General features: G+C 55.6%; 22 protein-coding genes. 15 read left to right on the top strand and 7 right to left on the bottom strand.

The genetic code is table 11. The features are described 5' to 3' along the window. Positions 1-183 precede the first annotated feature (183 nt). The 5 genes from D0N36_RS07930 (at position 184) to D0N36_RS07910 (ending at position 8035) form a co-directional block, all read left to right on the top strand. The gene (locus D0N36_RS07930) at positions 184-1569 is read left to right on the top strand and encodes an HlyD family secretion protein (protein ID WP_116940867.1); all 1386 of its coding nucleotides are present in this window, start codon (positions 184-186) and stop codon (positions 1567-1569) included. A 174-nt stretch (positions 1570-1743) separates the two neighbouring features. Further along, on the top strand, positions 1744-3177 hold the full coding sequence (locus D0N36_RS07925; RefSeq protein WP_116940866.1) for a TolC family protein: 1434 nt from the start codon (positions 1744-1746) through the stop codon (positions 3175-3177). A 289-nt stretch (positions 3178-3466) separates the two neighbouring features. Next, the gene (locus D0N36_RS07920) at positions 3467-4159 is read left to right on the top strand and encodes a DUF1361 domain-containing protein (RefSeq protein ID WP_116940865.1); all 693 of its coding nucleotides are present in this window, start codon (positions 3467-3469) and stop codon (positions 4157-4159) included. A gap of 189 nt (positions 4160-4348) precedes the next feature. Next, the gene (gene dgt / locus D0N36_RS07915) at positions 4349-5770 is read left to right on the top strand and encodes a dGTP triphosphohydrolase (RefSeq protein WP_116940864.1); all 1422 of its coding nucleotides are present in this window, start codon (positions 4349-4351) and stop codon (positions 5768-5770) included. A gap of 114 nt (positions 5771-5884) precedes the next feature. Beyond that, positions 5885-8035 (top strand): tetratricopeptide repeat-containing sensor histidine kinase, encoded by a 2151-nt coding sequence (locus D0N36_RS07910; RefSeq protein WP_116940863.1) that lies wholly within the window; start codon positions 5885-5887, stop codon positions 8033-8035. A gap of 156 nt (positions 8036-8191) precedes the next feature. On the opposite strand, the gene D0N36_RS07905 is transcribed toward D0N36_RS07910, so the two are convergent. Both D0N36_RS07905 and D0N36_RS07900 read right to left on the bottom strand, forming a co-directional pair. Further along, positions 8192-11464, bottom strand: a complete 3273-nt coding sequence (locus tag D0N36_RS07905) for an AsmA-like C-terminal region-containing protein (protein ID WP_116940862.1) — start codon at positions 11462-11464, stop codon at positions 8192-8194. Positions 11465-11547: 83 nt separating this feature from the next. After that, the gene (locus tag D0N36_RS07900; RefSeq protein ID WP_116940861.1) at positions 11548-12024 is read right to left on the bottom strand and encodes a nucleoside deaminase; all 477 of its coding nucleotides are present in this window, start codon (positions 12022-12024) and stop codon (positions 11548-11550) included. A gap of 218 nt (positions 12025-12242) precedes the next feature. Between D0N36_RS07900 and D0N36_RS07895 the strand changes: the two genes are divergently transcribed. The 8 genes from D0N36_RS07895 (at position 12243) to D0N36_RS07860 (ending at position 19776) form a co-directional block, all read left to right on the top strand. Beyond that, a complete protein-coding gene (locus D0N36_RS07895) occupies positions 12243-14045 on the top strand; it encodes a CHRD domain-containing protein (protein WP_116940860.1) in 1803 nt (600 codons plus the stop codon). 1047 nt (positions 14046-15092) lie between these two features. Beyond that, complete coding sequence (locus D0N36_RS07890; RefSeq protein ID WP_147320794.1) at positions 15093-15305, top strand: hypothetical protein; 213 nt, start codon at positions 15093-15095, stop codon at positions 15303-15305. 1 nt (position 15306) lies between these two features. Next, entirely contained in the window at positions 15307-15567 is a 261-nt protein-coding gene (locus D0N36_RS07885; protein ID WP_116940859.1) for a hypothetical protein, read from the top strand. Positions 15568-15668: 101 nt separating this feature from the next. Next, entirely contained in the window at positions 15669-16325 is a 657-nt protein-coding gene (locus D0N36_RS07880) for a hypothetical protein (RefSeq protein ID WP_147320793.1), read from the top strand. Positions 16326-16843: 518 nt separating this feature from the next. Beyond that, complete coding sequence (locus tag D0N36_RS07875; protein WP_147320792.1) at positions 16844-17104, top strand: hypothetical protein; 261 nt, start codon at positions 16844-16846, stop codon at positions 17102-17104. Between the two features lie 54 nt (positions 17105-17158). Next, positions 17159-18487, top strand: coding sequence for a hypothetical protein (locus D0N36_RS07870; RefSeq protein WP_147320791.1), 1329 nt, complete (start codon positions 17159-17161; stop codon positions 18485-18487). Between the two features lie 11 nt (positions 18488-18498). Further along, a complete protein-coding gene (locus D0N36_RS07865) occupies positions 18499-18837 on the top strand; it encodes a hypothetical protein (RefSeq protein ID WP_147320790.1) in 339 nt (112 codons plus the stop codon). 573 nt (positions 18838-19410) lie between these two features. Next, complete coding sequence (locus D0N36_RS07860) at positions 19411-19776, top strand: hypothetical protein (RefSeq protein WP_147320789.1); 366 nt, start codon at positions 19411-19413, stop codon at positions 19774-19776. A 92-nt stretch (positions 19777-19868) separates the two neighbouring features. On the opposite strand, the gene D0N36_RS07855 is transcribed toward D0N36_RS07860, so the two are convergent. The 3 genes from D0N36_RS07855 to D0N36_RS07845 all read right to left on the bottom strand — a co-directional run bounded on the left by D0N36_RS07855 (position 19869) and on the right by D0N36_RS07845 (position 22265). After that, complete coding sequence (locus D0N36_RS07855) at positions 19869-21377, bottom strand: phage integrase SAM-like domain-containing protein (protein WP_147320788.1); 1509 nt, start codon at positions 21375-21377, stop codon at positions 19869-19871. 269 nt (positions 21378-21646) lie between these two features. Further along, entirely contained in the window at positions 21647-22024 is a 378-nt protein-coding gene (locus D0N36_RS07850; RefSeq protein ID WP_116940854.1) for a hypothetical protein, read from the bottom strand. A gap of 70 nt (positions 22025-22094) precedes the next feature. Further along, the gene (locus D0N36_RS07845) at positions 22095-22265 is read right to left on the bottom strand and encodes a DUF2256 domain-containing protein (RefSeq protein WP_116940853.1); all 171 of its coding nucleotides are present in this window, start codon (positions 22263-22265) and stop codon (positions 22095-22097) included. 124 nt (positions 22266-22389) lie between these two features. Between D0N36_RS07845 and D0N36_RS07840 the strand changes: the two genes are divergently transcribed. Further along, positions 22390-23124, top strand: a complete 735-nt coding sequence (locus D0N36_RS07840) for a class I SAM-dependent methyltransferase (protein WP_116940852.1) — start codon at positions 22390-22392, stop codon at positions 23122-23124. An 87-nt stretch (positions 23125-23211) separates the two neighbouring features. Further along, positions 23212-23640: an acyl-CoA thioesterase gene (locus D0N36_RS07835; RefSeq protein ID WP_116940851.1), complete on the top strand. Its 429-nt coding sequence runs from the start codon at positions 23212-23214 to the stop codon at positions 23638-23640. A gap of 62 nt (positions 23641-23702) precedes the next feature. On the opposite strand, the gene D0N36_RS07830 is transcribed toward D0N36_RS07835, so the two are convergent. Both D0N36_RS07830 and D0N36_RS07825 read right to left on the bottom strand, forming a co-directional pair. Further along, positions 23703-24257 carry a DinB family protein gene (locus tag D0N36_RS07830; protein WP_116940850.1) on the bottom strand — a complete coding sequence of 185 codons (555 nt, stop codon included), beginning with the start codon at positions 24255-24257 and terminating at the stop codon, positions 23703-23705. A 200-nt stretch (positions 24258-24457) separates the two neighbouring features. Beyond that, positions 24458-25441, bottom strand: coding sequence for a pyruvate dehydrogenase complex E1 component subunit beta (locus D0N36_RS07825; protein ID WP_116940849.1), 984 nt, complete (start codon positions 25439-25441; stop codon positions 24458-24460). Positions 25442-25550 lie beyond the last annotated feature (109 nt).

Below are 25550 nucleotides of genomic sequence, written 5' to 3'. Positions count from 1 at the left end.
GAAGTCGAAGCACCTCTACCGCTTCGTTGTCAAACCAACTCCCGCGTCAGGATTAGCATTGCGGTAGAGATGCTTCGGCTTCGCTCAGCATCACACCGTTCTTTTGCCTCTAAGCCCCGCCACCCCCCCCATCACCCGCCCGCATTCAATCACATTCCGCACATCCAACCACATTCCTAAAAAATGCCCTTCGCCGAACATCCTCTGGAAGAAACCAACCCGCTAACGGCCGGTTTCCGCTCGTTTCGGCGGGTGCAGACGCCGCGCACGGGGCGGGTGCTGGCCCGCTGGCTGGCCTTGCTGGGCGTGCTCACGATTGCCGCCGGCTTTCTGCCCTGGACCCAGAACATCCGCTCGACGGGCCGCCTGACCACCTTGCGGCCCCAGGACCGGCCCCAGCAGGTGCCCAGCACCATTGCCGGCCGCATTGTGGGCTGGAACGTGCGCGAGGGCCAGCGGGTGCAGAAGGGCGATACGCTGGTCGAAATCAGCGAGATAAAGGAGAAGTACTTCGACCCCAAACTGCTGGAGCGTACCCGCCAGCAGCTGGCGGCTAAAATTTCGGCCCTGGAGCAGAACGAGGGTAAAACCGTGGCCCTCGGCGACCAGCAGGACGCCCTGCGGGCCGGCCTGGCCGTTAGCCTCGATAAGGCCCGCAACAAAGTGGCCCAGACCCGCCTGAAGGTGAGCTCGGAGGAAGCCGGGCTGCGCGCGGCCGAAAACGACTTTGCCATTGCCCAGCGCCAGCTCGACCGCCAGGAGGAGCTCTACCGCCAGGGCCTGAAAAGCCTGACCGAAGTGGAGCAGCGCCGCCTGAAGTTCCAGGAGTCGCGCGCCAAGCTGCAGGAGTCGCAGAACAAGCTCGGGGCCTCCCGCCAGGAGCTCACCAACTCCCAGCTGGAGCTCTCGTCGCTGCAGGCCGAGTACCAGGACAAAATTGCCAAGTCGGAGTCGGACCGCCGCTCGGCCGTGGCCTACCAGTTCGATTCGGAGGGCCAGATTGCCAAGCTGCGCAACGAGCTGGCCAACCTCAGCATTCGGGCGGGCTACTACGCCATCCGGGCCCCGCAGGACGGCTACGTGGTGCGGGCGCTCAAGCAGGGCATCGGCGAGATTGTGAAGGAGGGCGAACCCGTGCTTACGGTAATGCCCATCGCGCCCGAGCTGGCCGCCGAGCTGTACGTGCAGCCCATGGACATTCCGCTGCTGAGCGTGGGCCGCAAGGTGCGCCTGCAGTTCGATGGCTGGCCGGCGCTGGTGTTCAGCGGCTGGCCCGGCACGAGCTTCGGCACCTTCGGCGGCCGGGTGGCCGTTATCGACAACATCGACTCGCAGGGCCAGTACCGGGTGCTGGTAACGCCCGACCCCGACCTGGAGGCCTGGCCCCAGCTGCTGCGCGTGGGCTCCGGCGTGTTCGGCTGGGCCCTGCTCGATGATGTACCCATCTGGTACGAGCTCTGGCGGCAGCTCAACGGCTTCCCGCCCGATTTCATCGGCTTGCCCGCCAATCAGCCGGGCCAGGCCAAGTCTGATGCCAAAGCCGAGAAGTCGGCCGAGGAAGAGTACTGATAGCAGAGCCGGCCCACTGCGGGCAAATCTGACCAGTAGTTTGATATAGGGTTTACCCAATCAGGTCGTAACGCGAAGCTGGAGCTTCGTGCCACATGCCTACCTCACTGCGTAAGCCATCCAGTAGCATCACGTGCCAATGCCCTTCCGAATCGTTCTTTTTCTGCTGCTGACTTGGCTGAGCGCCTCCTCCGCCCGCGCCCAGGTGCCGCTGGCTGCCCCGGCGCCGGCGCCGATTCGGGGCGGGTGTTCGGGCTGGCCGACCTGCTGGCCTACGTGACGCTGCGCCATCCGGTGGCCCGGCAGGCGGGGCTGCTGCCCGAGCGTGCCCGCCAGGAGGTGCGCTACGCCCGTGGCCTGTTCGACCCTACCGCCACCAGCAAGTACTACGGCAAAACCTTCAAGGGCCAGGAGTATTTCCACGACTGGGACAGCCAGCTGCGGGTGCCGGTCTGGTACGGCTTCGAGGTGAAGGCCGGCTACGAGCGGGGCACCGGCCAGTACATCAACCCCGAAAACTCCACCGCCCCGGGCGGCCTGAGCTATCTGGGCCTGTCGGTGCCGCTGGCCCAGGGCCTGCTGATTGACGAGCGCCGCGCCGCCGTGCGCCAGGCCCAGGCCCTGCAGGGCTTGGCCGAAGCCGAGCGCCGCGGGGCCCTCAACAAGCTGCTGCTGCAGGCCGCCAAAGATTACTGGGACTGGACGCTGCGCTACCGCCAGCTGGAGCTGAACCGCCAGAACTTGGTGCTGGGCGACGTGCGCTTCCGGGCCGTGCGCCAGCGCGTAATTTTTGGCGATTTGGCGGCCATCGACTCGGTGGAGGCGCTGGGCGAGCTGCAGAAGCGGCAGGCCGACCTGAGCCAGGCCCAAATGGAGTTCCAGAACGCTACGTTGCTGCTGAGCAACTACCTCTGGAACGAGCAGCAGCAGCCCCTGAACCTGCCGCTCACCGCCCGCCCACAGCTGCTGCCCGGCCCCGCCGACTGGCGCACGCTGCCCCCCGATTCGGTGGCCGCCCTCACGGCCCTGGCTCAGCAGATTCATCCGGAGCTGCAGAAGAGCCGCGCCAAGCTGCTGCAGCTTTCCGTGGAAAACCGGCTACTGCGCAACAAGCTGCTGCCCAAGCTCAACCTCGACTATAATATATTACAGGCCGGCCAGCCTTTCGCCCCCGAGAAGGCCGCCAGCCTGAGTGGCAGCTACCTGCAGAACAACTACAAGCTGGGCGTGAGCTTCGCCTACCCCTTGCTGCTGCGCCAGGAGCGGGCCAAGCTCCAGCTCAACCGCCTCAAACAGCAGGACACCGAGCTGGCGCTGCAACAGGATACTCGCGAAATCGAAACCGGGGTGCTGACCGTGGCCAACAGCTGGGCCGCCCTGCGCGAGCAGCTGGCTCTGCAGCAGCAAGTAGTAGCCAACGCCCAGCGCCTGCGCGACGGGGAGCAAACCCGCTTCGAAAACGGCGAAAGCTCGGTGTTCCTGCTCAACTCGCGCGATACCAAGCTGCTGGAGGCCAGCCAGAAGCTGGCCGAGCTGCAGGCCAAGTACGCCCAGACCCAGGCCACCCTGCGCTGGGCCGCCGGCGGCATCGTGGAGGAGCAGCTGTAGCTTCGCGCTACAGGCATACGGCTTCCTTTTGCAGACGCCCAATCAGGTTCAATTAGCTGCGTTACGGACTCACTCAGCCACGTTGCGGGTTCATTCGGCCATGTGGCGGCTTCGATTAGACGCGCTATGCGTGCGCTCGTCCGCGTTACGGGTTCATTCGGCCAAGTTATGGGTTCACACGTCCGCGTTGTAGGTTCATTCGTCTGCGTTACGAGTTCGTTGGGCCGCGTTGTGGGTTTGAATTCTTGCGTTCCAGGCTCCTACGATTGAAATTCCCGTATTTGCGGGCATGTCGATGTCGGTTAGCACATTTTCTCAGACCCAGTTGCGGCAGCGCCTGAATCTGCTGTTGGTGCTGGGCCTCTCACTGGCCCTGAGCGTGGCCCTGATTACCGGCCGGGTGCTGCTGACGCGCCAGCTCACATTTGTGTTTTTGCTTTGGAACCTGTTTCTGGCCCTGGTGCCGTTTGGGCTGAGCACCATGCTGGGCCTGAGCGCCGGGCAGCTGCGGGCCCGCGTGCTGCTGCCGGTGGGGGCGGCCTGGCTGCTGTTCTTTCCCAACGCGCCCTACATCCTCACCGACCTGTTCCACCTGCACCCGCGCCCCGGCGTGCCCTACTGGTACGATCTGGCCTTGCTGCTGAGCTGCGCCTGGAACGGCCTGATGCTGGCCTACGCCTCGCTGCTGGATATGCAGCAGCTCGTAACGCGGCGGCTGGGCGTGCTGACCGGCTGGGGCTTTGCCACGCTGGCGCTGCTGCTGAGCAGCTTCGGCATCTACCTGGGCCGCTACCTGCGCTTCAATAGCTGGGACGTGCTCACCAACCCCGTCAGCTTGTTCTACGACATTCTCACCCGCTTGCTGCACCCGCGCGCCTACCTCGGCACCTGGGGCGTTACGCTGCTCTACGGCTTGTTTCTGCTGCTCGGCTACGCCACCGTGCGGTTGCTGGGTAGGGTGGGAGAGGAGCGGGAGGAGTGATTTGTGCCGTAGGGGCAGGGCTTAGCTGCGCTGTCCTTCGGTTGCCCCCGCCCGCCTTTGAACGGTTGCCGTTGAATAAAACCGGTACACTCGTACAATGATTCCGTTCAACGGCGGGCGGGGACAACCGAAGGACAGCGCAGCTAAGCCCCGCCCCTACATCGTTCAATCAGCCCAAAACCATCTACCATGCTTCACCTCACGCCTCCCGACGAAAATGCCCCCACCATGCGCTGGGGCCAGCTGCTGAGCCGCCGCCGCTACCCCGAGCAGCCCCAGCTGCACGTCGTGACGGAGGCGGCGCCGGTGCGCGGGGCCTTTGTGGCCGACTACGACCGGGTGGTGTTCAGCTCGGCCTTCCGGCGGCTGCAGCGCAAAACCCAGGTCATGCCCCTGCCCGAAACCGACTTCGTGCACACCCGCCTCACGCACTCGCTCGAAACTGCCTGCGTGGGCCGCTCGCTCGGCCGCCTCGGGGGACGACTGCTGCTTGAGGAAACCGAAGGGCTGGCCGACGAGCTGCCCCACCTCGATTCCGACTTCGGCGACATTGTGGCCGCCGCCTGCCTGGCCCACGACATCGGCAACCCGCCCTTCGGCCACTCGGGCGAGGACGCTATTTCGGCCTACTTCCGCTCATCAGCCGCCGAGCCGTTCGTGCGCATGCTCAGCGAGGCCCAGCGCGCCGATTTGCAGCATTTCGAGGGCAACGCGGCCGGCTTCCGAGTGCTCACCCACACCTACGCGGCTCACAGTAGCGGCTCGGCCGGGCTGGGCCTCACGTATGCCACGCTGGGCGCGTTCAGCAAGTACCCGCGCCCCTCGGTAGTGCCCGAACAGGCCCTCACCCAGAGCACCAGCGAGAAGAAATACGGCTACTTCCAGACCGAATCCGCCCGTTTCGAGGAGGTGGCCCGCGAGCTGGGCCTGCTGCCCAAACCGGCCGATTCGGAGGCCGCCGGCTTCTACCACCGGCACCCGCTGGCTTTCCTGGTAGAAGCGGCCGACGACATCTGCTACCGCATTATTGACTTCGAGGACGGCCTCAAATTGGGCCTGATTCCGTGCGATAAAGGCCTGGCGCTGCTGCGCGATATGCTCGGCGACGCGCCCACCCGGCGCGGCTCGGTGGAGTGGCGCGACTGGCGCGAGGAGCTGGGCTACCTGCGCGCCCGTCTCATCAACCAACTCGTGCAGCAAACTGCCCGCCGCTTCGCCGACCGCGCGCCCCAGCTGCTGCGCGGCTACCTCGACGAGCCGCTGGTGCGCCAGCTCGACTGCTGGGAGCAGCTTGAGGAAGTTCAACGCCTCACCGCCCACCACTTCTACCAGAGCCGGCCGGTGCTCGAAATTGAAGCCGCCGGCTTCGAGGTGCTCGGCGGGCTGCTCGACGCTTTTCTGGCCGCCACCTTCGACCCCCACGACAGTGCCCGCTCGCGTAAGCTGCGCCAGCTGCTGCCCGAGCAGTTCCGCGGCACCGGCCCCCAGCAGGACGCGGGTGCCTACGAGCAAATCATCCTGCTCACCGACTACATCGGCGGCCTTACCGACCAGAATGCGCTGGGTCTGTTCCGAACCATCCGCGGCATCGACCTGCCCAAAGGTTTCTAGCCGCCAAAAACTGCCCCGGCACGCACCTAAACGAATACCCGGCCCATGCCCGGCCGGATGCCGGAGCCTTTGGCCGGTGGTTTACCTTATAAGGCAATATCTTAGCAGCCTTATATGGGTAATGTACTCTTGATTCTGCGGAAAGTGAGGCTGTTGCGGCCACTGTTGGTACTGCTGCTCTTGTTGCTGGGGCTGCTGCTGCCGTTGGCTCCGCTACGCGCCTCCACCCCCAAAGCCCCGGCCGCCGCCGATACCATTCGCGTGCAGCAGCTCAACCAGCTGGCTTTCGAGCTGCGCTCCTCCAACCCGCGCCTGTCGCGCACCCGCTTCGAGGAGGCGGCCGCGCTGGCTACCCGGCTAGGCTACGCCCCGGGCCAGGCCAAGGCTTGGCTGGGGCTGGGCTTCTATTACCGTAAACGCAACGAGTACGCGCCGGCGCTGGCCTTTACCCAGCAGGCTTCCCGCATTTTTCGGCAGCGCCGCGACTCGCTCAACCTGATTGGGGTGGGCTACAACTTGGGCTACATCTACTTCGGGCAGGGTAACTATGCCAAGGCCCTGGCCAGCGCCCAAGAGGGCCTCACGCAGGCCGAAAAACTGCGCGACAACAAGTGGCTGGTGCTCACCAACGCCCAGCTGGGCGTTATCAGCACCCAGCTAGGCGAGTACGGGCAGGCCCTGGCCTACCTGGAGCAAAGCCGTACCCTGGCCCGGCAAACCAACGACCAAGGGGGCGTGGCCCAAAGCCTGCGCGGCCTCGGCGACCTGTACCAGGCTCAGGGCCAGTGGACGCAGGCCCGCCGCTACTACACCGAAGGGGCCGCGCTGGCCCGTAGCCTCGGCGACAACCCCGGCCGCATGGTGCTGGAAGTGTACATAGCCGATATGGCCGAGCGCCAGGGCCGCCCGGCCGAGGCCCTGCGCTACGCCCGCCAGGCCCGCGCCGAACTGCGCCGCCTCGATGTGGTGGGCTACCTGCCGCTGGTAGATTTGGTGATGGCCCGCGCCCAGCTGCGCCTGCGCCGGCCCGATAGCGCCATTTATTATGGCCGGCCGGGCCTGCAGGCCAGCCAGCAGCGGGGCGTGAAAGAAGATATCCGCGACGGCAGCCGGGTGCTGGCCGAAGCCAGTGCCCGGCTGGGCCGCTTCGCCGACGCCTACCGCTACCACCGCCTCTTTGCCGCCTACGACGACAGCCTCAGCAGCCGCGCCCTGATTCGGCGCACGGCGGCGCTCCAGTATGGCTTCGAGCTGCGGCAACAGCATAACCGCATCGGCGAGCTGACCCGCGCAACGGCTATGGTGCGCCAGCAAAACCAGCAGCAGCAGTGGCTACTGGGCGTGTCGGGGATCGGGCTGGTGCTGGTAACGGGGCTGAGCGTGGTGCTGGGGCGCAACTACCGCCAGAAAAAGCGCGCCTACGAGCAATTGAGCCGCCAGCAGGCCGAGCTGGTGGCCACCCAGCGCCAGCTGGTGGCGGCCGAAAAGTGGGCCTTCGTGGGCGAGCTGTCGGCCGGGATTGCGCACGAGCTGCAGAACCCGCTCAACTTCATGAACCGGCTGGCCTTGGTTAGCAACGAGCTGCTGGAGCAGGAAACGGCCGCGGCAGCAGGAGCGGGCGGCCCCGCTACCGGTGTTCCCGACGAACTGGGGGAAGAAATCATGAGCGGGCTGCGGCGCAACCTGCACGAAATCAGCCAGCACGGGCAGCGGGCTTCGTCCATCATCAACAGCATGCTGGCCCACGCCCGCACCGGTGCCGCTGCCCCAAAGCCTACCAACATCAACGCCTTGGTAGCCCGGCAGCTGCGCCTGGCCTACGAAGGTCGCCCCGATACGGCCCTGCTGCTGCCCGCCGGCGTGCTGCACCCCGTGCTGGGCGACGACCTGCCCCCGGTGCCCGTGCTGGTGCCCGAAGTAGAGCGCGTGCTGCTCAACCTGTTCACCAACTCCCTCTACGCGCTGGCCGGTCGGGCGGCGGTGGCGGGGCCCGGCTACGTGCCCGAGCTGCGGGTAAGCACCGCGCTGCTGGCCGGCCAGGTACAGGTGAAGGTGCGCGACAACGGTACCGGCATGAGCCCCGCAGTGCAACAGCGCATCTTTCAGCCGTTCTTCACTACCAAGCCTGTGGGCGAGGGCACCGGCCTAGGCCTCTCGCTGGCTCACGATATTATCACCAAAGGCCACGGTGGCACCCTACGCGTTGTTTCAGAGGAAGGCAACTTCACCGAATTCACCCTTACGCTGCCGCTGAAGCAGGAGTAGAGCAGGAAAGGGGGGAAGTGAAAAGGATAAAGAAAACGGTCATTCTGAGCGCAGCCGAAGAATCTCTACCGCCAAAGTAGCCCCGTGTTCGGGAGTTAGTTTGGCGGTAAAGATTCTTCGGCTGCGCTCAGAATGACCGGTCTTTTACCCCCTCACTCAATCCGCAAAAAGGCGGAGTAGGCGCTGGTACTTTTCCTGCACTTCGGCCTGCTGCTGGCGTTGCTGCTGCTTTTTGAAGAGCCGCACCCTGTAGCGGCTGCCGGGCTGGCGGTGCAGCTGCAGGTAGATAAGGCCCCGGCTGCGACGCTCCGTGGCCTCGCCGCTCCGGATTCGCTCGACGCGTTTGCGGTTGTTGCCGAACAGGGTTTGCAGCGGACTCAGGCCTACAAACAGGTCGGCGCGGCCGTCGAGGCCGTACTCGCCGGTTACCTGCATATCGGTCAGGTTGCTGCTCAGGTTGAGGTCGGGAATCAGCAGCTGGCCTTTGTCGAGCAGAAAATCGGCCTGCACCGGTTCGAAGAACAGGTGGCTGGTGCGGCGCGGGCTCAGCATCCGCAGTGCCTGCATTAGCGCATCTACTTCCAGCAGCTCCAGTTTAACTAAATCGGCCTGCACCAGCGCGCGGGTGGTGGCCAGGCGGGGCAGGAAGGTCTGGTCGAGGTCGGTGCGGATGGTGGCCTCGGCCTGCATGCGGCCCCGCACGTTGTCGGGCCCCAGCACATCGAGGCCCAGCGGGATGGCCAGCGCAAACAGCTGGGGTAGCTCCACGTTGCGCAGCTGCATATGGGCGCGTAATGGATGGTGGTTGGCACCGGAATCGGTGCGCATTACTCCGCGTAGGGTCAGCTCGCCCCCAAAAGCCTGCACCGTGCAGCTTTCCAGGCGGGCCTGGCCGGCTTCGAGGGTGGTAAGCAGGTCAAAATCGGTACCCCGCAGCACACCGTAGTGCATGCGGTTGGCCGTTACGTGCACCTGCCCTGTAATGGTACCGTCCAGAAACGGCGACGCCGGCCGGGCTGGTCGGCCGGGGCGTGGTCTGCGGAGCGGCCGTCCGGCGGCCCGGTTGGCGGCCCGGTCGGCCCGCGTCTCGCGGCCCGACTGCCGGACGTGGGTCTGGTCGGGTGGTGGTACGGTTCCCAGGTCGGCGAGTAGCTTCAGAAAGCGCTGCACGTTCAGCGTATCGTAGTGCAGCTCCACTATGGCACGCGCCCGGGTCAGCTGAATGCCCGCCAGCGTTGCCTGCGCCCGGATGCTGCCCTGCCCGCCGGTATTGGTGCGGAACGTAAGGTCAGGAATCTGAAAAGCGGGTCCGGTTTTATCTACATGAAAGCGCAACTGGTGGAGGCTGCTGGCGTCCGTTAGCTGCAGTTGGCCGATAGCCACATCGATGCGGCCGCTGGTAGATAGTAGAATCTCGCGCAGCGTAGGGTCGTTGTTGCCTTGCCCCGGTGGGCGGCGGGGCGGGCGCGAAATGCGGGCCAGCAGCCGCTCGTAGCTCAGGTTGGGAACCTGCACCTTCAGGCGCACCTGCACCGGCTCGGAGCCCGACTGGTTGTCGGTGGACCAGCTGGCCTGCCCGCCCAGCTGCCCGCCCCACACCCGCACCTGCAGGTCGCGCAGCGCCACCCGGCCGCCGTCGTGGTGTACGGTGGCGGCCAGCTCGTGCAGCGTATCGTCTGCCAGTACCAGCCGGGCGCAACGCAGGCGCACGCCATCCAGGCGCAGGCCGGCTGGCAAAATAGTCAGCATATCGGCTGCCTGGGCCGGGTCGGCGTCGGTGGTGGCGGCCGGCCTGCGGGTAGGGTGGCGCGGTGGAGCCAGCAGCCGCCGCAACTCGGGCAGGCGCAGCTCATCCACGCTCAGCGAGCCGCTGATGTGGGTGGTGGGGTGCTGCCCGCTCGCGTAGGCCAGCAGATTTGTAGTAGTAGCGTCGGCCTGCAGGTGCATGCCATTGAGCTGCCCGGTCAGGTTTTCAAGCTTCCAGAGGCTGTCGTTCAGCCGGACCCGCACGTTGAGCGCACGCATCCGGGCCTGCCGGTTCGGGATATCAAAGAAGGCGTTTTCCAGGCTAACGGTACCCTTCACCGATACCGGCAGGCGTAGCGGCCGCCGGCCCGGCCCGGCCCGCCGCGGCCTGAAGCTGGGCAGCCAGCCATCCAGCTCCAGGTCGAGGGCGGCCGCACCGCTCCGGGCCCGCCACAGGTCGGGCACCACTACGGCGGCCAGGGTTTGCAGCTCGGTGCGGCCCCGCACCCGGCCCTGCACCCGGGGCCGGGTAAAGTCGCGCACCGTCAGCTGGGCATCGAGCTGGCCGGCTGTTGAGTAGATACGGCACTGCTCGAAGGTGAGGTAAGTGGTGCGCAGGTTGTGGCCCGGGCCGTTGTCGAACACGCCGCGGGCATCCCAGCGGCGGATGCGGCGTTCGGGGTCGGGCCACTGCACCTGGGCGTCGCGCAGCTCGAAGCGCAGCACCGTGCGCGGCCGCACGGTGGGGCCAGTCAGCCCCCGAATGGTGTAGTCGATGCGGGCGCGGCTGGGGCTGGTGGTGCCTTCGAGGTAGCGCTCCAGGTTGTTGGGTAGCGCCACCCGCAGCACCTTCAGCAGCGGCTGGTAACCCCGGAAGTGCAGGTTGAGGCGGGCCCCGCGGGGTTCGCCCGGCCCGGCCCCGCGGTGCGTACCGCTAATGTGTACGGTGTCGCCACTGAGCGTGGCCCGGGTGCGCCGGAAGGTGCCTTCGCGCCGGCCGAAATCGTAGCCGTAGCGCACCCGGGCCACCACGTCTTCCTGCGAAAAAATAAGATTGCGGCTGCTGCGCAGGTAATTGAGCCGGCCCACCAGCCGGCCCTGCACCCGGGCCACGCCCCCACGGGTACGCACCGCCAGCCGCCCGTGGGCTACGCGCGCTCCAAAGCCGCTGTGGTGCAGCTCGTTGCGGTCGGAAACCCGCAGGTTCACGATAATCAGCGAATCGAGGTCGAAATCGGGTGGTAGCTGGGGGCGGGTGCGGCGCGGCCCGCGGCCCCGCAGGCCCCAGTCGTGGCCCGTCGAGTCGGTCAGCTGCCGGAACTCGGCGTTGTGCAGCGTCAGGCGCTGCACTTCGAAGCGGCCGTGCCAGAGCGGGCGCAGCGCCAGGCGCATATCGGCCCGGCCCACGCGCAGCACCTCTACCGCCCGGCGCGCCGATGTGTCGGTGAGCGACAAATGGTGCAGCGAGGCCGTCAGATAAGGAAAATCGCGCAGCAGCGAGTAATCCAGCTTCAGTGGCGCCAGCACCAGGTCGGAGTGGGCGGCCAGTCGCTGGCGCACCAGCTGCGTCAGGCGCTGGTGCCCCCATTCCGACTGCAGCGCCCACAACCCCGCCCCTGCCAACAGCAGCAGCCCCAGTACCAGGACGGCTAAAATGCGCAGCAGCAGGGGGAGAAACCTCATAACGTGAGCTAATTGCTGGCAGCTGTTAGCTGTTAGCTTTTTATCGAACGAAAGCTAATAGCTAATAGCTCTCAGCTAACAGCTTAATAATTCAAGCGGGCCTCGTGCTGCTCCCAGGCGCGGAAGCCAGCCAGGGCCTCGTCGCGCAGCATCGGCTGCATGGGCAGGTGGCGCTGGTCGAGGGGCTTTTCCAGCTCTTCGTAAATGAACTGGTCGTCGAAGCCAATAGCGGCGGCATCCTGCTTGGTGTTGCCATAGAACACGCGGCGCGGCCGGGCCCAGTAAATGGCGCCCAGGCACATGGGGCAGGGCTCGCAACTGGTATATAGGTCGCAGTCAGTGAGCTGAAAGGTGCCCAGCGCGGCGCAGGCCTTACGGATGGCATCTACTTCGGCGTGGCAGGTGGGGTCGTGGGTGCTGGTTACCTGGTTGAAGCCGCGGGCAATGATTTCGCCGTTGCGCACCACTACCGCGCCGAAGGGTCCGCCGTGGCCGGCCTGCATTTTCTCAATAGAAAGGCGAATGGCTTCGCGCATGAATTCGGGGTTGGGAGCTTCCATAGGGCCGCAGCAGCGTAAAAAAGTAGTAAAATTTTGGTCTTGCGGTACCCGCAAAAACCCCTGTCAGAGCGCAAAATACGACTTTAGCCATTGGGGCGAAGTGCTGGCCGCCCAGAAAAGACCTACCTTATAGCAAGCAGTTGCTATGCCGGCCAGAACCTTCGCTCCGCCAAGCAGTTTCCTGCTATCAATTCTTTTTTTACTTCAACCTATTCATCATGCTGCGAACCTTTACTTACGCTACGCTCAGCCTGTTGCTGAGCTTACTGCTCCGGCCCTTTGCCGCGCAGGCCGACCACCTCCGCGCCCACCTGCTATTCGGGGCCCAGCTTAGCGGAGCCCAGGAAGTTCCCGCCGTAGCCACCACGGCCCGCGGTACGGCCAGCTTCACGCTCAACGCCCGCAAAGACACGCTCTTTATTAGTGGCTCGTTTACCGGCCTGAGCGGCCCCATCACGATGGCCCACGTGCACAATGGCTTCGAGGGTGTGGCCGGGCCGGTAGTGTCAAACCTGTTCTCGATGATCAAGGGAAACCAGCTGACCGGGTTCCTGACCGGCCCCGACATTACCCCGGCCAGGCTCGACCGTTACCTGCGCGGGGCGTACTACATCAACATCCATACAGCTGCCAACCCCGGCGGCGAAATCAGAGGCCAGATAAAGCTGGAGAAGGATGAGGAATACGTGGGGGTGCTGAGCGGTGCCGAGCAGGTACCAGCTGTTACGACCAACGCCATTGGCCTGGGCAGCTTTAACCTGGCCCAGCAGCAGAACAAGCTGAAGTTTCGGGTGGTATTTTCGGGCCTGAGCGGTCCGGTTACCGTCGCACACTTCCACACCGGCGCCGCTGGTACTTCTGGCCCGGTTATCGTCGATTTGATGCCTTTTCTCACGGGCAATGTGATTGAGGGCGAAATCACGCCCACGGCCGCCTTCCTTACGGCCCTGAACGCCGGGCAGATTTATATCAACGTGCATACGGCCGCCAACCCCGGTGGAGAAATCCGTGCCCAACTCATCCGCGAGGCCCGTTTCCTGAGCCACGATGCCCGGCTCGATGCCGCGCAGGTGGTACCGGCTACCGCCTCAACAGCCAAGGGCGTGTCGTTTATCCGGCTCAACTCTACCCTCGATACCCTGACCATTTTTGCAACGCATACCGGCTTAAGCGGTGCTCCAACTTCGTTTGACCTGTACGCGGCCAATCCCGGCCAGCCCAATTCGGTTGATGTTCGTTTGGCTCGGGTAGCGTTGCCTGCCACTGCGCCGGCGGCCTTCGCTATCACGTTTACCGGCCTGGATGTCGAAACCGTTAATCTTTTTCTGCGCGGTGAGGTGAACATGGTGCTCAATACGGCTGCCAACCCCAACGGCGAAATCCGGGGGCAGGTGTACCGGCTGGCCCGTGAGGGCTACACGTTTGTGCTGAGCGGCAAGCAAGAGCGGCCTAATCCCGTAGCTACCGTTGGCTACGGCGCGGGCTACGTATCGATGGACCGCGACCAGTCGAACGTGCACCTGAACATGACCTGGGGCGGCCTTTCGGGGCCGGCCACGGCGGGCCACTTCCATACCGGCCTGAGCAGCCAGAGCGGCCCGGTTGTATTCAGCCTGCTACCGTTCTTCAACGCCACCACCCCACCCAGCGGGGCCGATGCTTACTGGAACGCCGTCAACGACGCGCCCAATGCCACTAACCCCTTCACGGCTCGCCGCGCCCTGCAGTTCCGCCGCGATAGTATTTATGTGAATCTGCACACGGCCGTCAATCCCGGTGGTGAAATCCGGGGCCAGGTACTGCGCGACTTCCGCCGGCTAAGCGTACTGCTGGCCGCTCAACCAGCCGCGCTAGTAGCCGAAGGCTTTGTCGCCGCACCCAACCCTTTCCGCGATGCACTCAGCTTCCGTTTCGAGGCGCGTAGCAGCGGCACCGGCACACTGCGGGTAACCGACCTGTTGGGCCGCACGGTACTCACGCAGGCCGTAAATGTCCGCCCGGGCACCAACGCACCGACGTGAAGGTACCCGGCGCCGCAGGTATTTACCTGCTGGTAATGGAGCTGAACGACTCGCGTATCGTCAGCCGCATCACGAAGCAGTAAGTAGTTGACATTCCGTATAAATAGGTCTGTCTGAGTCTGATTTGACTTGTTCTGAGCAAAAGAGGGCCGGTTACAAAAAAATAAGCGGTGGGTCTGCAACCTTTAGGCGCGCTTCTTGCCTCTTCTTGCCAGAAGACCCTAACAACTGTTTCGGCAAAATCAACCGTCGTTAGAAAGGCTTTGGCCTGATAGTTGACAGAACAGATTTGAAAGAATAGTTTATTAGGTGTTTTGGTTGTGGAAAAGAGCGTGGCTATTAGTCACGCTTTTTTTATGCCTTATAGTCAGTGAGTTACGGTGATATAATGATTTTAAGATATGTACTCACTAACACAGAATAGGTGTTTTTGTGTCAGTGAATTAGAAATCAGTGTTAGTTACTAGGCTAATGGTTAATTGTACTTTAGAGCGGATAGCCTTAATTGGTTGTTAGCTCTTTTTCGTGCTGTTATAACACCACATGCTACACTGATAGCACCATATAGCAGCCTAAGAGCTGTCAGCACCACCCGAAACAAGCCAAAATAACATAGTAGATAACAGATATTCAGGATAACGCTGTTTAAGGCACCTTCACGGCAAGCACCTATCAGATAAGGGAATCATAAGCCCGCCACACTACGAACGTGGTAGCGGGCTATCTATGGCATAGAGAATCAGCAATTGTGAGAATAGATTTCATACTGACTTCATACTACTTCCAAATATTACGGATATACTTCTCTTTTACTTCATAGTGAAATATAAAATCATGCCAAATAATACCGTGCCAACTTCTAAATAAAGTATTTATTTTTTAACTAATATTCAGCCATCCAAACCATAACTATTTGATAATTAAGATACACACTGAAATAAGTTACTGTTATTCAATTTTACTCTGAAATATCTTTAAAAATGTGTGAACTACCTGCATTACAGTTATAGCCTTTTCCATTATAAATAGTAAATACTTTAAACTCACATGAATGAATTTGATTTAAATAAGACGTTAGCTGAACTGACTAAAGCAATGAAGCCGACCTATAATAGTTCCGCAAGTGTATGTGTAAGAATTAAACCGGCTATGTTATCAGATATTGACGAAGTAGTTGAGCAAACCAACTGCACAAGAACAAAACTTATTATTACTGCAATTGAACAATACATTACTATTATAAAAAACAACAAAATTTAACATGGCATTTCTAGACAAATTAAACAAAGCAATAAGTAAAGCCAAAACGATATTAGCAAAGCAACCTAGTAAGGTAGTGGAATCGGATGGGTCGCATATTGGTAAGAATATAAAGTATAGCGAAGATGACATCTTGAACGCTGGAATAACCCGCGACTTTAAGAACAAGAAAGAGCAACGTGATATTACTGCTATCAGAGAAGAACGCAAGATGAAAGCACGAATTGAAAAGAGAGTATCAAACCATAAAAAATCTTTATAACAGTAATGATAACATCTATACGATATGAAGAACTAGTTAAACGATATAAGACCTACACTGATTCAATATCAAAGTTTCATGCATTACTCACTGAGAATAATTTGAAACTCAGTGTTGATATAAATGATTTACTATTTCAAGCAAAGACAACCATGTTTTTGAAGTTGGTAGCAGTGCATTCGGGATTGAAAATGCAGTACGATATGTTGAAAACTGATTTATCTAAACAAGAACTCATTAACTCCACTATCAATCTTGCCGGGTATAGTATCGTAACTGATTTAACCAATGCATTAAACGACCTGCATACTTCATTAAACGCTTGCAATATTAGTCTGCGAAGTGATAACGTGAAGATGCCGACCCTATCAGAGCTAGTATCTTATCAATTGTCTGTTACTGAGTATCTGAAAAGCTTTGTAATAGATTGGTCTGATACTAATAATAGTAAGGTTCTGGATATGGTGAAGCAATATGCTACGGTTGTTACTGATGCTGTTACCATGCTAAAAGGATTAGGATTTGATATTAAGAGCTTAGCAGAGTTTAACCGGAAAATTGAAATGACTATTGATTTGAATGATGGTAAGGCAGTAGCCAATGAATTACAAGTTCTAGGATTATTGAAGTCAGCAGAGTTTAACAAAGTGCAAACAGAGCGTAATTTAAAAGTTATTGCTATTCGTCAACAGAATGAAAAGAATAAAGCAGAGCATGAAGCTAGACTATTAGCAGAGCATCAAGCCAGGAAGGGATAATTAAATAGCTAGCTTTTTCCAGTCGGGGTTTCGCTTCACCTCGTTATTTTAAATCTTACTTATTGGAAAGAGTGAAAGAGAGGTTAACTGGTTTTTTTATTATTGTTTTTCCAGTTAACCTCTTTGCTATTTAATAATTGATAATATTCTGACATTTTATTATTGATTTGATTTTTTGGTATTGATTATTTTGATGGTAGACTTTAGTTAGGCTCATCCTTCGCCGTGTAGTTGGTATCCCCGCTTGGGCGGGTACCCCTTCATATTATGATAAGATTATTGAATTATTAAAAAGTGCACTACCTATAGTAACAGTGAGATTTTATTTTCTTTCTTTTCTTTTTTTTATTTCTTTTTATTGTCTTCTATTATCCCAATAGGTAGTGCACTTTTTAATATCTGCTTCTAATTAGTTAATAATCAAAAGTGAAGGGGTGCCAGCGTCAAGCAGGCAAACCACTAATACGGCGAAGGATGAGCCTAACAACATCTAACCTAGAAAGTATTTTGAAAAATAGTTGAAAGAAAATCAAACTTTATTAGTTCCTACTTATATAATAGTTAGAACAATAAAAACAAACAATTTAAACAACATGGAAAACCAAGTAAAGAAAACACAACAACATAGAAACAAGTACTTTGTGAATGTTGGTATACCAACTGCAAGCAGAGACCTTGTTAAAGAGCTTTGTAGTATGCTACACGTTAAGCAAACCGATTTGTTAGAGGAATTGATACAGATGAAATTTGAGGCTGTTACAGAGCTTAAAAAGAGCTAAAACAAAAAGGGTGCCGCCCACCACGGCAGCACCCCCAAAACAAAATTATATCCAATGTATATATTATACGCACCAAACGATATTTGTTTCAAAAGTAAATTAGTAGACAAAGGATGGTCAACCATTTCTATTAACAATCATCTTTGGAAATATTACTATGTCTTTACTCAGTTATTGGAAACACATATTCTTTATCCGAGAGCTAACCGTGTTAAGTGGAGTTATACCAAACACAAACCAATTTTAAAAGATACGCGTGTATTAGGTAAAGCAATGAAGATAGATTTTGCAACTGATATTATTTCTCATTTTGTGGAATGGGGTATAGCACAACGGGGACGTGAGAATAAATCAGAGTTTAATAAAGGAACATTATCTATTCAATATAAAACTGATGTAACAGTTAAGATTTTGGATGAAGTATTAGATTTAGGATTCAGTAAATGGATTGATACAGACCCGAAAGTTAAAGCCGGTCCGAAAGGGTGGCAACCAAATACAGATTACTTACCTGTTAACCCTAGTTTTAAGCCCCTTACAGGCACGTTCAAACTATTAGCCGACAATCTACCATTAGTAAAGATTGATGCTCCTGGTGCCTATGCTTTCGTAGAAAAAGCAGTAAAGGAAAAGCTACTATTAAAACCAAAGATTGAAAACTACATTTGGAATTATGATAGGAGAATGAATATCGGTTTAGCTTCTAAATGGAATAAAATGATTGATAGTATAGCAGCGGGGGATTACTCCCCAGCAGCAGACCCAAATAAAACGGGTCGGTTCTTTAGTCGTTTAACGTCTTATCCTAAATTGATACGACACTTTTTATCTATTGATGGTGAGCATCTAACTGAAATTGATGTAAGTAATAGCCAACCTTTGATGTATGCCTTAGAGCTAAAGAAACAGTACGCTACGGCTGCTATAATACCGGAAGATGTGAGCCGGTTTATTGAAGAATGTGAAGCCGGTAAATTCTATGTGAAAGCACAAGCATTAATTGACCCTACTTTCATTGTAAATCCATCTGAGTTTAAGATTCAGTTTTTTGCAAAGGTTTTCTTTAGTAGCGGTGTAAGGGTTTCACAATGGGAACATGGTTTTGCCAAACACTATCCAACCGTGTATGCTAGCATTAGAGCATTCAAAAAGAATCATAGCAATAAGATGCTAGCAGGTGAAATGCAAAAAGCAGAATCAGATATTATGATTCAGAAAGTTTGTGCTCAACTGTATAAGAACGGAATTAATAAATTCTATACTATTCACGATGCAATTTATTGTGTTCCTGGAATAGTTGAAGATGTGAAAGCAGTAATATTTCAAGTCTATGCTGAATACGGTATAGCTCCAAGCGTTAAAACAAAAACAAAAACAAAATAATAACCAATATCATGACACCACAAATTTATAATTTTAATAAATGGATAATTGAATGGAAAGAAATAATAGACTTTCATTACTTCACTCTATCTAAGTCAGAATATAAAGACAAAGTAGGTCGTAACAGAACGTCCTATACTTTTCAAGGTGAAGATGCTAACGGTTATATCTTTCTGTCAACTCCTACTTTACCAACTGAGTTTAAGCAGTGGATTTGTAAAAATATTAATGGTGTAATTGATGGATATAATGGTGAGTTATATTTTCAAATACTTAGCTTATACAAGACCTGGAAAACATTTCTCAAAGCAATAGAACGCAATGATAAAATTGATAATCTTTTAAAATAACCAAAACTAACATGACACCAATAAAGAACGCAGAGCAAGTTTATAAATTCAAGTTCAAATCAAAGAATGATTTCTGGATTGAACATAGTGAAGGCAATGAAACTAGAATAGTATTCACTGCTTTTTACGATACTTTTAAAATTAATAACAAACTTTCTAATTTCACGGTGACTGGCATGAATGTTGATAACTATTTTCAAGTCGTTATTAAAGATTGTTTTCACAACAAGTCATTGTACATTAAGTTTAAAACAATTGATGAGTACATTGCTTACGGAAATTCAATTAACCGAAGTAATAAAATTGATAATCTTTTAAACTAAATATATTTTGGATATATAATACTTAGGTTTTGGATAATCTATTGCGTGGATTATTGTTGTCGGGAAAGGTTGTTGCCGTAATGGTAGCAGCCTTTTTCCTTTTACTAGCTGTTCCATGCTCACCACACGTCTAGCAGTACCGAGAGGGTATAGGTTAGCCTTAGAGCCTTAGAGTAGCTTAGAGTAGCTTAGAGAGGCTATAACAGGGCAATACCGTACCTTTGCAACTCACCATATAAACCCTTACATAATGCCAATACCTACAACACCACCGAAAACAGAAATTGAACTGTTAAACCATATTATCAATCAAACCAGTCAACAACCAATAAATATTCAACAGCCAATAGAAAATATCAAGATAGAATTATTTAAAACTGATTTTCAAACTCATATTGATTATGCTTACGTATTTTACGTTAATTCATCCTCGCAATTCTTTTTCTTACATAAATCGGAGTATGATTTATTGACAAAACACGCTAACGCAAGAAACGAATTTCAGTTAGAAGATTTAATGGAAGCCAAGAAAATTATAAAAGTTGATAAGATGAATAAGATATTTGATAATTATGGATGGGGACCAGACCCGACAGACCCAACACCAAACGTATAAACACGAATAAGCCCCGCTAACGAATGCTAGCGGGGCTTTGTAGTATGGGTTAGGCTTGAGGGTATTGGTGCCCGTAGTGGTGCCTTTACAAGTTAAACACCCTCAATACTTGCCGGTAAGTCTAACAGGTTTAACACTTCTCGTTTACCCTCACGTTGCCGTAACTCCCTACGTGTGTCAGCATAAGTATTAAGCTGGGCAATATCAGTGTGTCCGGACATTCCCATTATGGTTATAGGTTTAACATTATAGTCAATACAAATATTAATGAATGTACGCCGACCACTATGTGATTTCATTAATTTATAAATAGGTTGGGCAACGGGATTTCCATCTTTGTCAAACTCTTTCGCAGTAATTGTTGAACCTGAAATATTAGTTACAACTTCTTTTCTATGTAAGGCAGGAACACGCTGGGCAATAATTGCTAGGTTTTCAGTGAAGTAATTATCTTGCATTTTAGGTATATTGTAATCATACTTTTTGAGTATTGCTTTTGATATAGGATTCAGAGGAATAAATACTTTGATATTCTTTTTTCTGGTTTTAATGGGGGTCAATACTATCTGATTGTTTTTAATTTTGTCAGGAGTTAACGCAATATCTACAAAACGCAAGCCCGTAGAACACATGAGAACAAACATATCCCTAGTTTTTTCATAAGATGGTTTATCTAGGTTTCTACCAACATTAAATTTTAATTCTAACAATGATTTAATATCTGATTCTTCTAACGCTATAATGTTATCTTCTTTACTTTCTAATTCAAAGGAATAATCTTTATAATAGTTAGTAAGTGTTAAACGGTCTTTCTGGTAGTTTAACACTTCTTTTATCTTTCCTATGTACTTCTCAATAGTGCCATTTACTTTTCCTTCGCTAATCATGAAATCCTGAAACTGATATAAAGTCTTATCCGTAACTTCCGTAATCTTTAATTCAGGATTGAACTTTATTAACAGATTTGAAATTGATTTGAAAATACGAATAGTTGAGACTGATAAGGTTTTGCCTTTACGCAAAGGATGTTCCTTAACATATTCAGATAGCAGGTCTGATACCCATTCGTTACGCTTTCGCTTTATTACTTCTATTTGTGATTCTAATATTGTTATTGCGGAACGGTGTTCTAATATATTATTCTCTAATTCCTCAATATCTGATAACTCAATAATATCGTATACTTTATCTATACCCTCTTTACCGCCTACTGATTCAATAGCAGCAATAGAATTTAATAATCTTTTATACTCTTCTTTTACTAATGGAGCTAATGGTTCAACTTTCTGTTTAGTAACATTATCTAGGGCGTACTCTATACGGTCATTTACTAAACTTAACTTTCTGTTCAGTCCAGTAGCATTATCATGGTTTACAATCTTTCCATTTTTGAACTGACTAGGCAGTACTGATACTTCCGTACTGAGTACAAAGCTGGTTTTGTTGTGAGAGTAGCGAACCATGACAGGCTGTTCAGCTTTCCGCTTGTTCACAGTGTCAATTCTGAATGCAATAGATGCCATTTTAGTATTATAAGAGGCTTGCCCCGTTGCAAGTACACAAAGATAACTACTAACACAACTCACTAACAACTCACTCACATTTAACTTTTAAAAAGTGCCTCTATTGCATTGAAAGGGCTATAATATTTCGTTATGGCTTTTGGTTGTGGAAAAGGGCTCCGGTGCTACCGGAGCCTTTTTTATTTCCATCAGCCCTGACATTCCCGGGATATGCTTGTTACGACTGCATAATGGCCAGTTCGGCCCGAACGCAGCAGCGCCGGCAACCGCCAGGGCTGAGGCCCCCGGGTTGCCGGCGCTGTTAACGTTTCGAGGAGGCAGAGCGCCTGCCTGCCCGGGCCCTTTTGCTAGATAACTACTCGCAACTCGTAGCCGGTGCCGGGAGCCGGCACGCCGAAAGCCCCAACGCGGCTAGGGCCGTAGCCCAGGTTTACTTTCACCCACTCGTCGCGCACAGGCAACAGGTCGATAATTTCCTGGCGCTGGGCAGTTAAATCGTCGCGCAGGTTCTGCAACTCGCTGGCCGCCTCGTCGGCTGGCTCCGGGAAGCTGCCGGGCGCCGGGCGCTGGCCCAACTCTGCATTTGGGGCCGGTAGGGGGCTTTGGGTGAGGCTGGTGGCGGCAATTTCGGCCTGCGTCAGCTCTTTCTCGGCTGCCAAATAAGCTTGTAGTTTTTCTTCGAGCGGCTTGAGTTCGGGAGCAAGGTAATCGAGGTTGCTGGCCATGCGGCAGAGGGGTTATAGTTGGGGAAGAGTACCTGTTTGAACGCAGAACGCGGCCGCAAGGATACGTTGACTACGCCTGAGCAGAGGCGGGTAATTCCGATTTGGGGCGGTTGCGCTGGCATTTTTCGCCGCAGTATTTTACCTCGTCCCAGCAGTTGCGCCACTTCTTGCGGTAGGCAAAGGGCCGGCCGCAGGTGAGGCAGAGCTTGGTGGGCAGGTTGGCTTTACTGTGAGAAGTCAAGGCGAAGCGTGTAAAGGATAAAGTGGCTGTACGGGCGGGGGCGAAGGGCGGCTCAGCTGGCATAACCGGGCCCGGGCCGTTTTGCTTTTTCGCTCCTACTTCCCGCCCCGCCTATCTTTGCACCATGTCAACTCCCGAAACTACGGCCCCCGACCCCCTGGGCCACGCGCTACAGGCCTACCAGCAGGGCCAGCTAAGCGCCACATTGGCCGTGCACAGCTCTGTAACCGATGAGGAAGTGCTGCCGGCCGCCTACTTTTTTCGCTCACTTTGGGAAATGCCCGATCTGGAGCGCACCGCTCTGGAGCAGTGCCAGGGCCGGGTGCTCGACCTCGGGGCCGGCGCTGGCTGCCACGCCTTGGAGCTCCAGACACGCGGGTTCGTCGTGAAGGCTATAGATATTTCGCCCGGCGCGGTGGCCGTAATGGAGCAGCGCGGCGTACGCGAGGTAGCCTGCCACGACCTGTTCGACCCGGCTCTGGCCCAGGGCGAAAAATTCGACACGGTGCTCATGCTTATGAACGGCGTGGGTTTGGTAGGCACGCTCGAAGGGCTGGAGAAGTTCCTGCAGCACGCCAAAAGCCTGCTCAACCCCGGCGGCCAGATTCTGGCCACTTCTTCCGATATCAGCTACCTCTACGAAGACGAGGACGGGGCGCTGGTGTTCAACCTCAACGGCCCCTATTACGGCGAGGTAACCTACTCGATGCAATACGGCACCGAGCAGGGGGCCGAGTTCAGCTGGATTTTCGCTGACCCCAGCCTGCTTCAGGATTGTGCTACCTCCGCCGGCTACGAAGTCGAGTTTCTGGAGGAAGACGAGCAGCAACAGTACTTGGTGCGCCTCTCCCTGATGTAAGCTGTATACCGCCTCGTTAGCTAATAGCCTACGTTTCCAATTCAATCAATAAAAAGCTGACCTCGGTCAGCTAAAAGCTCAAAATCAATGTTCGAACGCACCTACATCGTACGCTGGGCCGACATGGACCCCAATGGCCACATGCGCCACTCGGCTTACAATGACTACGCCGCCCAGCACCGCATCGAGTTTCTGGCGGCCAGCGGCTTCACGCTGCCCTACTTCGCTAAGGCGGGCCTCGGGCCTATCCTGTTCCGTGAGGATACCCGCTTTCTGAAAGAGCTGCACATCAACGAGCCGCTGCGCGTGGGCGGCGAGCTGTCGGGCCTGAACGCCGACGGCTCCCGTTGGAACATCGTGCATACGCTCTATAAGCCCGACGGCCGCCCCGCCGCCACCGTCAGCGTCGAAGGCGCGTGGCTCGACCTGCGCACGCGCAAGCTCACCACCCCGCCACCCGAAATTGCCGCCCTCATGACCGAACTGCCCCGTCACGAGTCGTACCGGGATTTGTAATGGAGGAGCTAGAAGTCAGGAGCTATAATACTGAACTGCCTGAAAGACGGCAATTAAGTGTTCTAGCTTCTGACTTCTAGCTTATTGACTGCTGCCGCAATGCGCTCCACCTGCTTCTGGTGGTGCAGCACGTGGTCGAGCATGAAATCGAGGGTTTGGTGAATGGTGAGCATGCCCGAGCGGGGATGCTTGAAGATGGCTCGGCTCAGCAGCTTGCCGGGGTACTCGTTGAGCAGGCGTTCGAGGTGGCGGCGGGTGGCGTCCCACTGGGTGCGCAGCTCGGGCAGCGTGGGTACCTCGGCGGGCGTGAGCTCGGCCAGGTAGCGCGGCACTTTAAAGCGCAGCCCCGGCAGCCGCAGCGCCAGGCGCAGCAGCCGCGACTTCAGGAAGCCCACCACGCCCGTCTGCTGAAGCTTATCGGCTTCGCGCAGCTTCTTTTCGATGTACTGCCCGACGCCGGTTTCGGCTACCAGCAGGTGTTGTACTACCTGCGCGGCCGACCACTGCTCTGGCCCCGGCGCAACGGTGGCCCGCTCGCCCATGGCCTCCACGGTAGCCAGCAGGTGGTTGGTGGCGCGCTCCAGGTGTTCGAGGCGAAGATGCAGACGGTGGTTCATGCGGAGAAAAGTAGGAGAGATTGGGCAAAGTTGGATGCCTGCGAGAAAAGGTACGCAAAAACCCGTCCGTCTGGTCGTGCGGCCTGCCCGAAAGGCACCACGTAAAAAGGCCCGCGCCAGGCGGGCCTTTTTGTTTTCAACGAAGCCGACTTACCGCATACCAGCGGATCAGTGGAAAATCAGCGCAAATCTGTGATTGGTTAACCCTTGACGTACAGCACATCCCGCACGGCCTTCACGGTGCGCTCCACGTTGGGCAGCGAGGCTTCGATGAGCGTGGGAGCGTAGGGCAAGGGCACATCCATGCAGGTGATGCGGCGGATAGGGGCGTCGAGGTAGTCGAAAGCGCGGTTCTGGACCATGTAGGCCAGCTCCGAGCTGATGCTGGCCAGCGGCCAGGCTTCCTCCACCACCACCATGCGGTTGGTTTTCTTCACCGATTCTATCAGCGTGTCGTAGTCGATGGGGCGCACCGAGCGCAGGTCGATTACTTCGGCCTTGATGCCGTCCTGGGCCAGCTGGTCGGCGGCTTCGAGGGCTATTTTCATCATCTTGCCGAAGCTGACGATGGTTACGTCGGTGCCTTCGCGCACCACGTTGGCTTTGCCAATCGGGATGAGGTACTCCTCCTCGGGCACCTCGCCCTTATCGCCGTACATCAACTCCGACTCCATGAAAATCACCGGATCGGGGTCGCGGATGGCGCTTTTGAGCAGGCCTTTGGCGTCGTAAGGCGTCGAGGGAACCACCACTTTCAGGCCGGGGCAGTTGGCGAACCAGTTCTCGAAGTTCTGCGAGTGCTGGCTCGAAAGCATGCCCGCGTTGCCAGTCGGCCCGCGAAACACGATGGGGCAGGAGTACTGCCCGCCCGACATCGAATAGATTTTAGCGGCCGAATTAATCACCTGATCAATGGCTACCAACGAGAAGTTGAAAGTCATGAACTCGATGATGGGCAGCAGGCCGTTGATGGCCGCGCCCACGCCGATACCGGCAAAGCCCAACTCGGCAATGGGCGTATCAACCACGCGCTCCGGCCCGAATTCGTCGAGCATTCCCTGGCTTACTTTGTAGGCGCCGTTGTACTCGGCCACTTCTTCGCCCATGAGAAACACGCGCTCGTCGCGGCGCATTTCCTCGTTCATGGCTTCACGCAGGGCTTCCCGGAATTGGATGGTCCGCATAGCAGGTAGAAAAATCGAAAAATCTGGAAAAGAAAAAAGCCGGCAGCAAACCGGTCCGTAAAGCTACAACGAGCGGCGCGGTTGGGCAAATGAGGTGGACGAAGTGAAA

Origin of the sequence: Hymenobacter lapidiphilus, from assembly GCF_003417065.2 — a bacterium.
Taxonomy (GTDB): domain Bacteria; phylum Bacteroidota; class Bacteroidia; order Cytophagales; family Hymenobacteraceae; genus Hymenobacter.
This window is presented reverse-complemented; position numbering and strand designations above follow the sequence as displayed.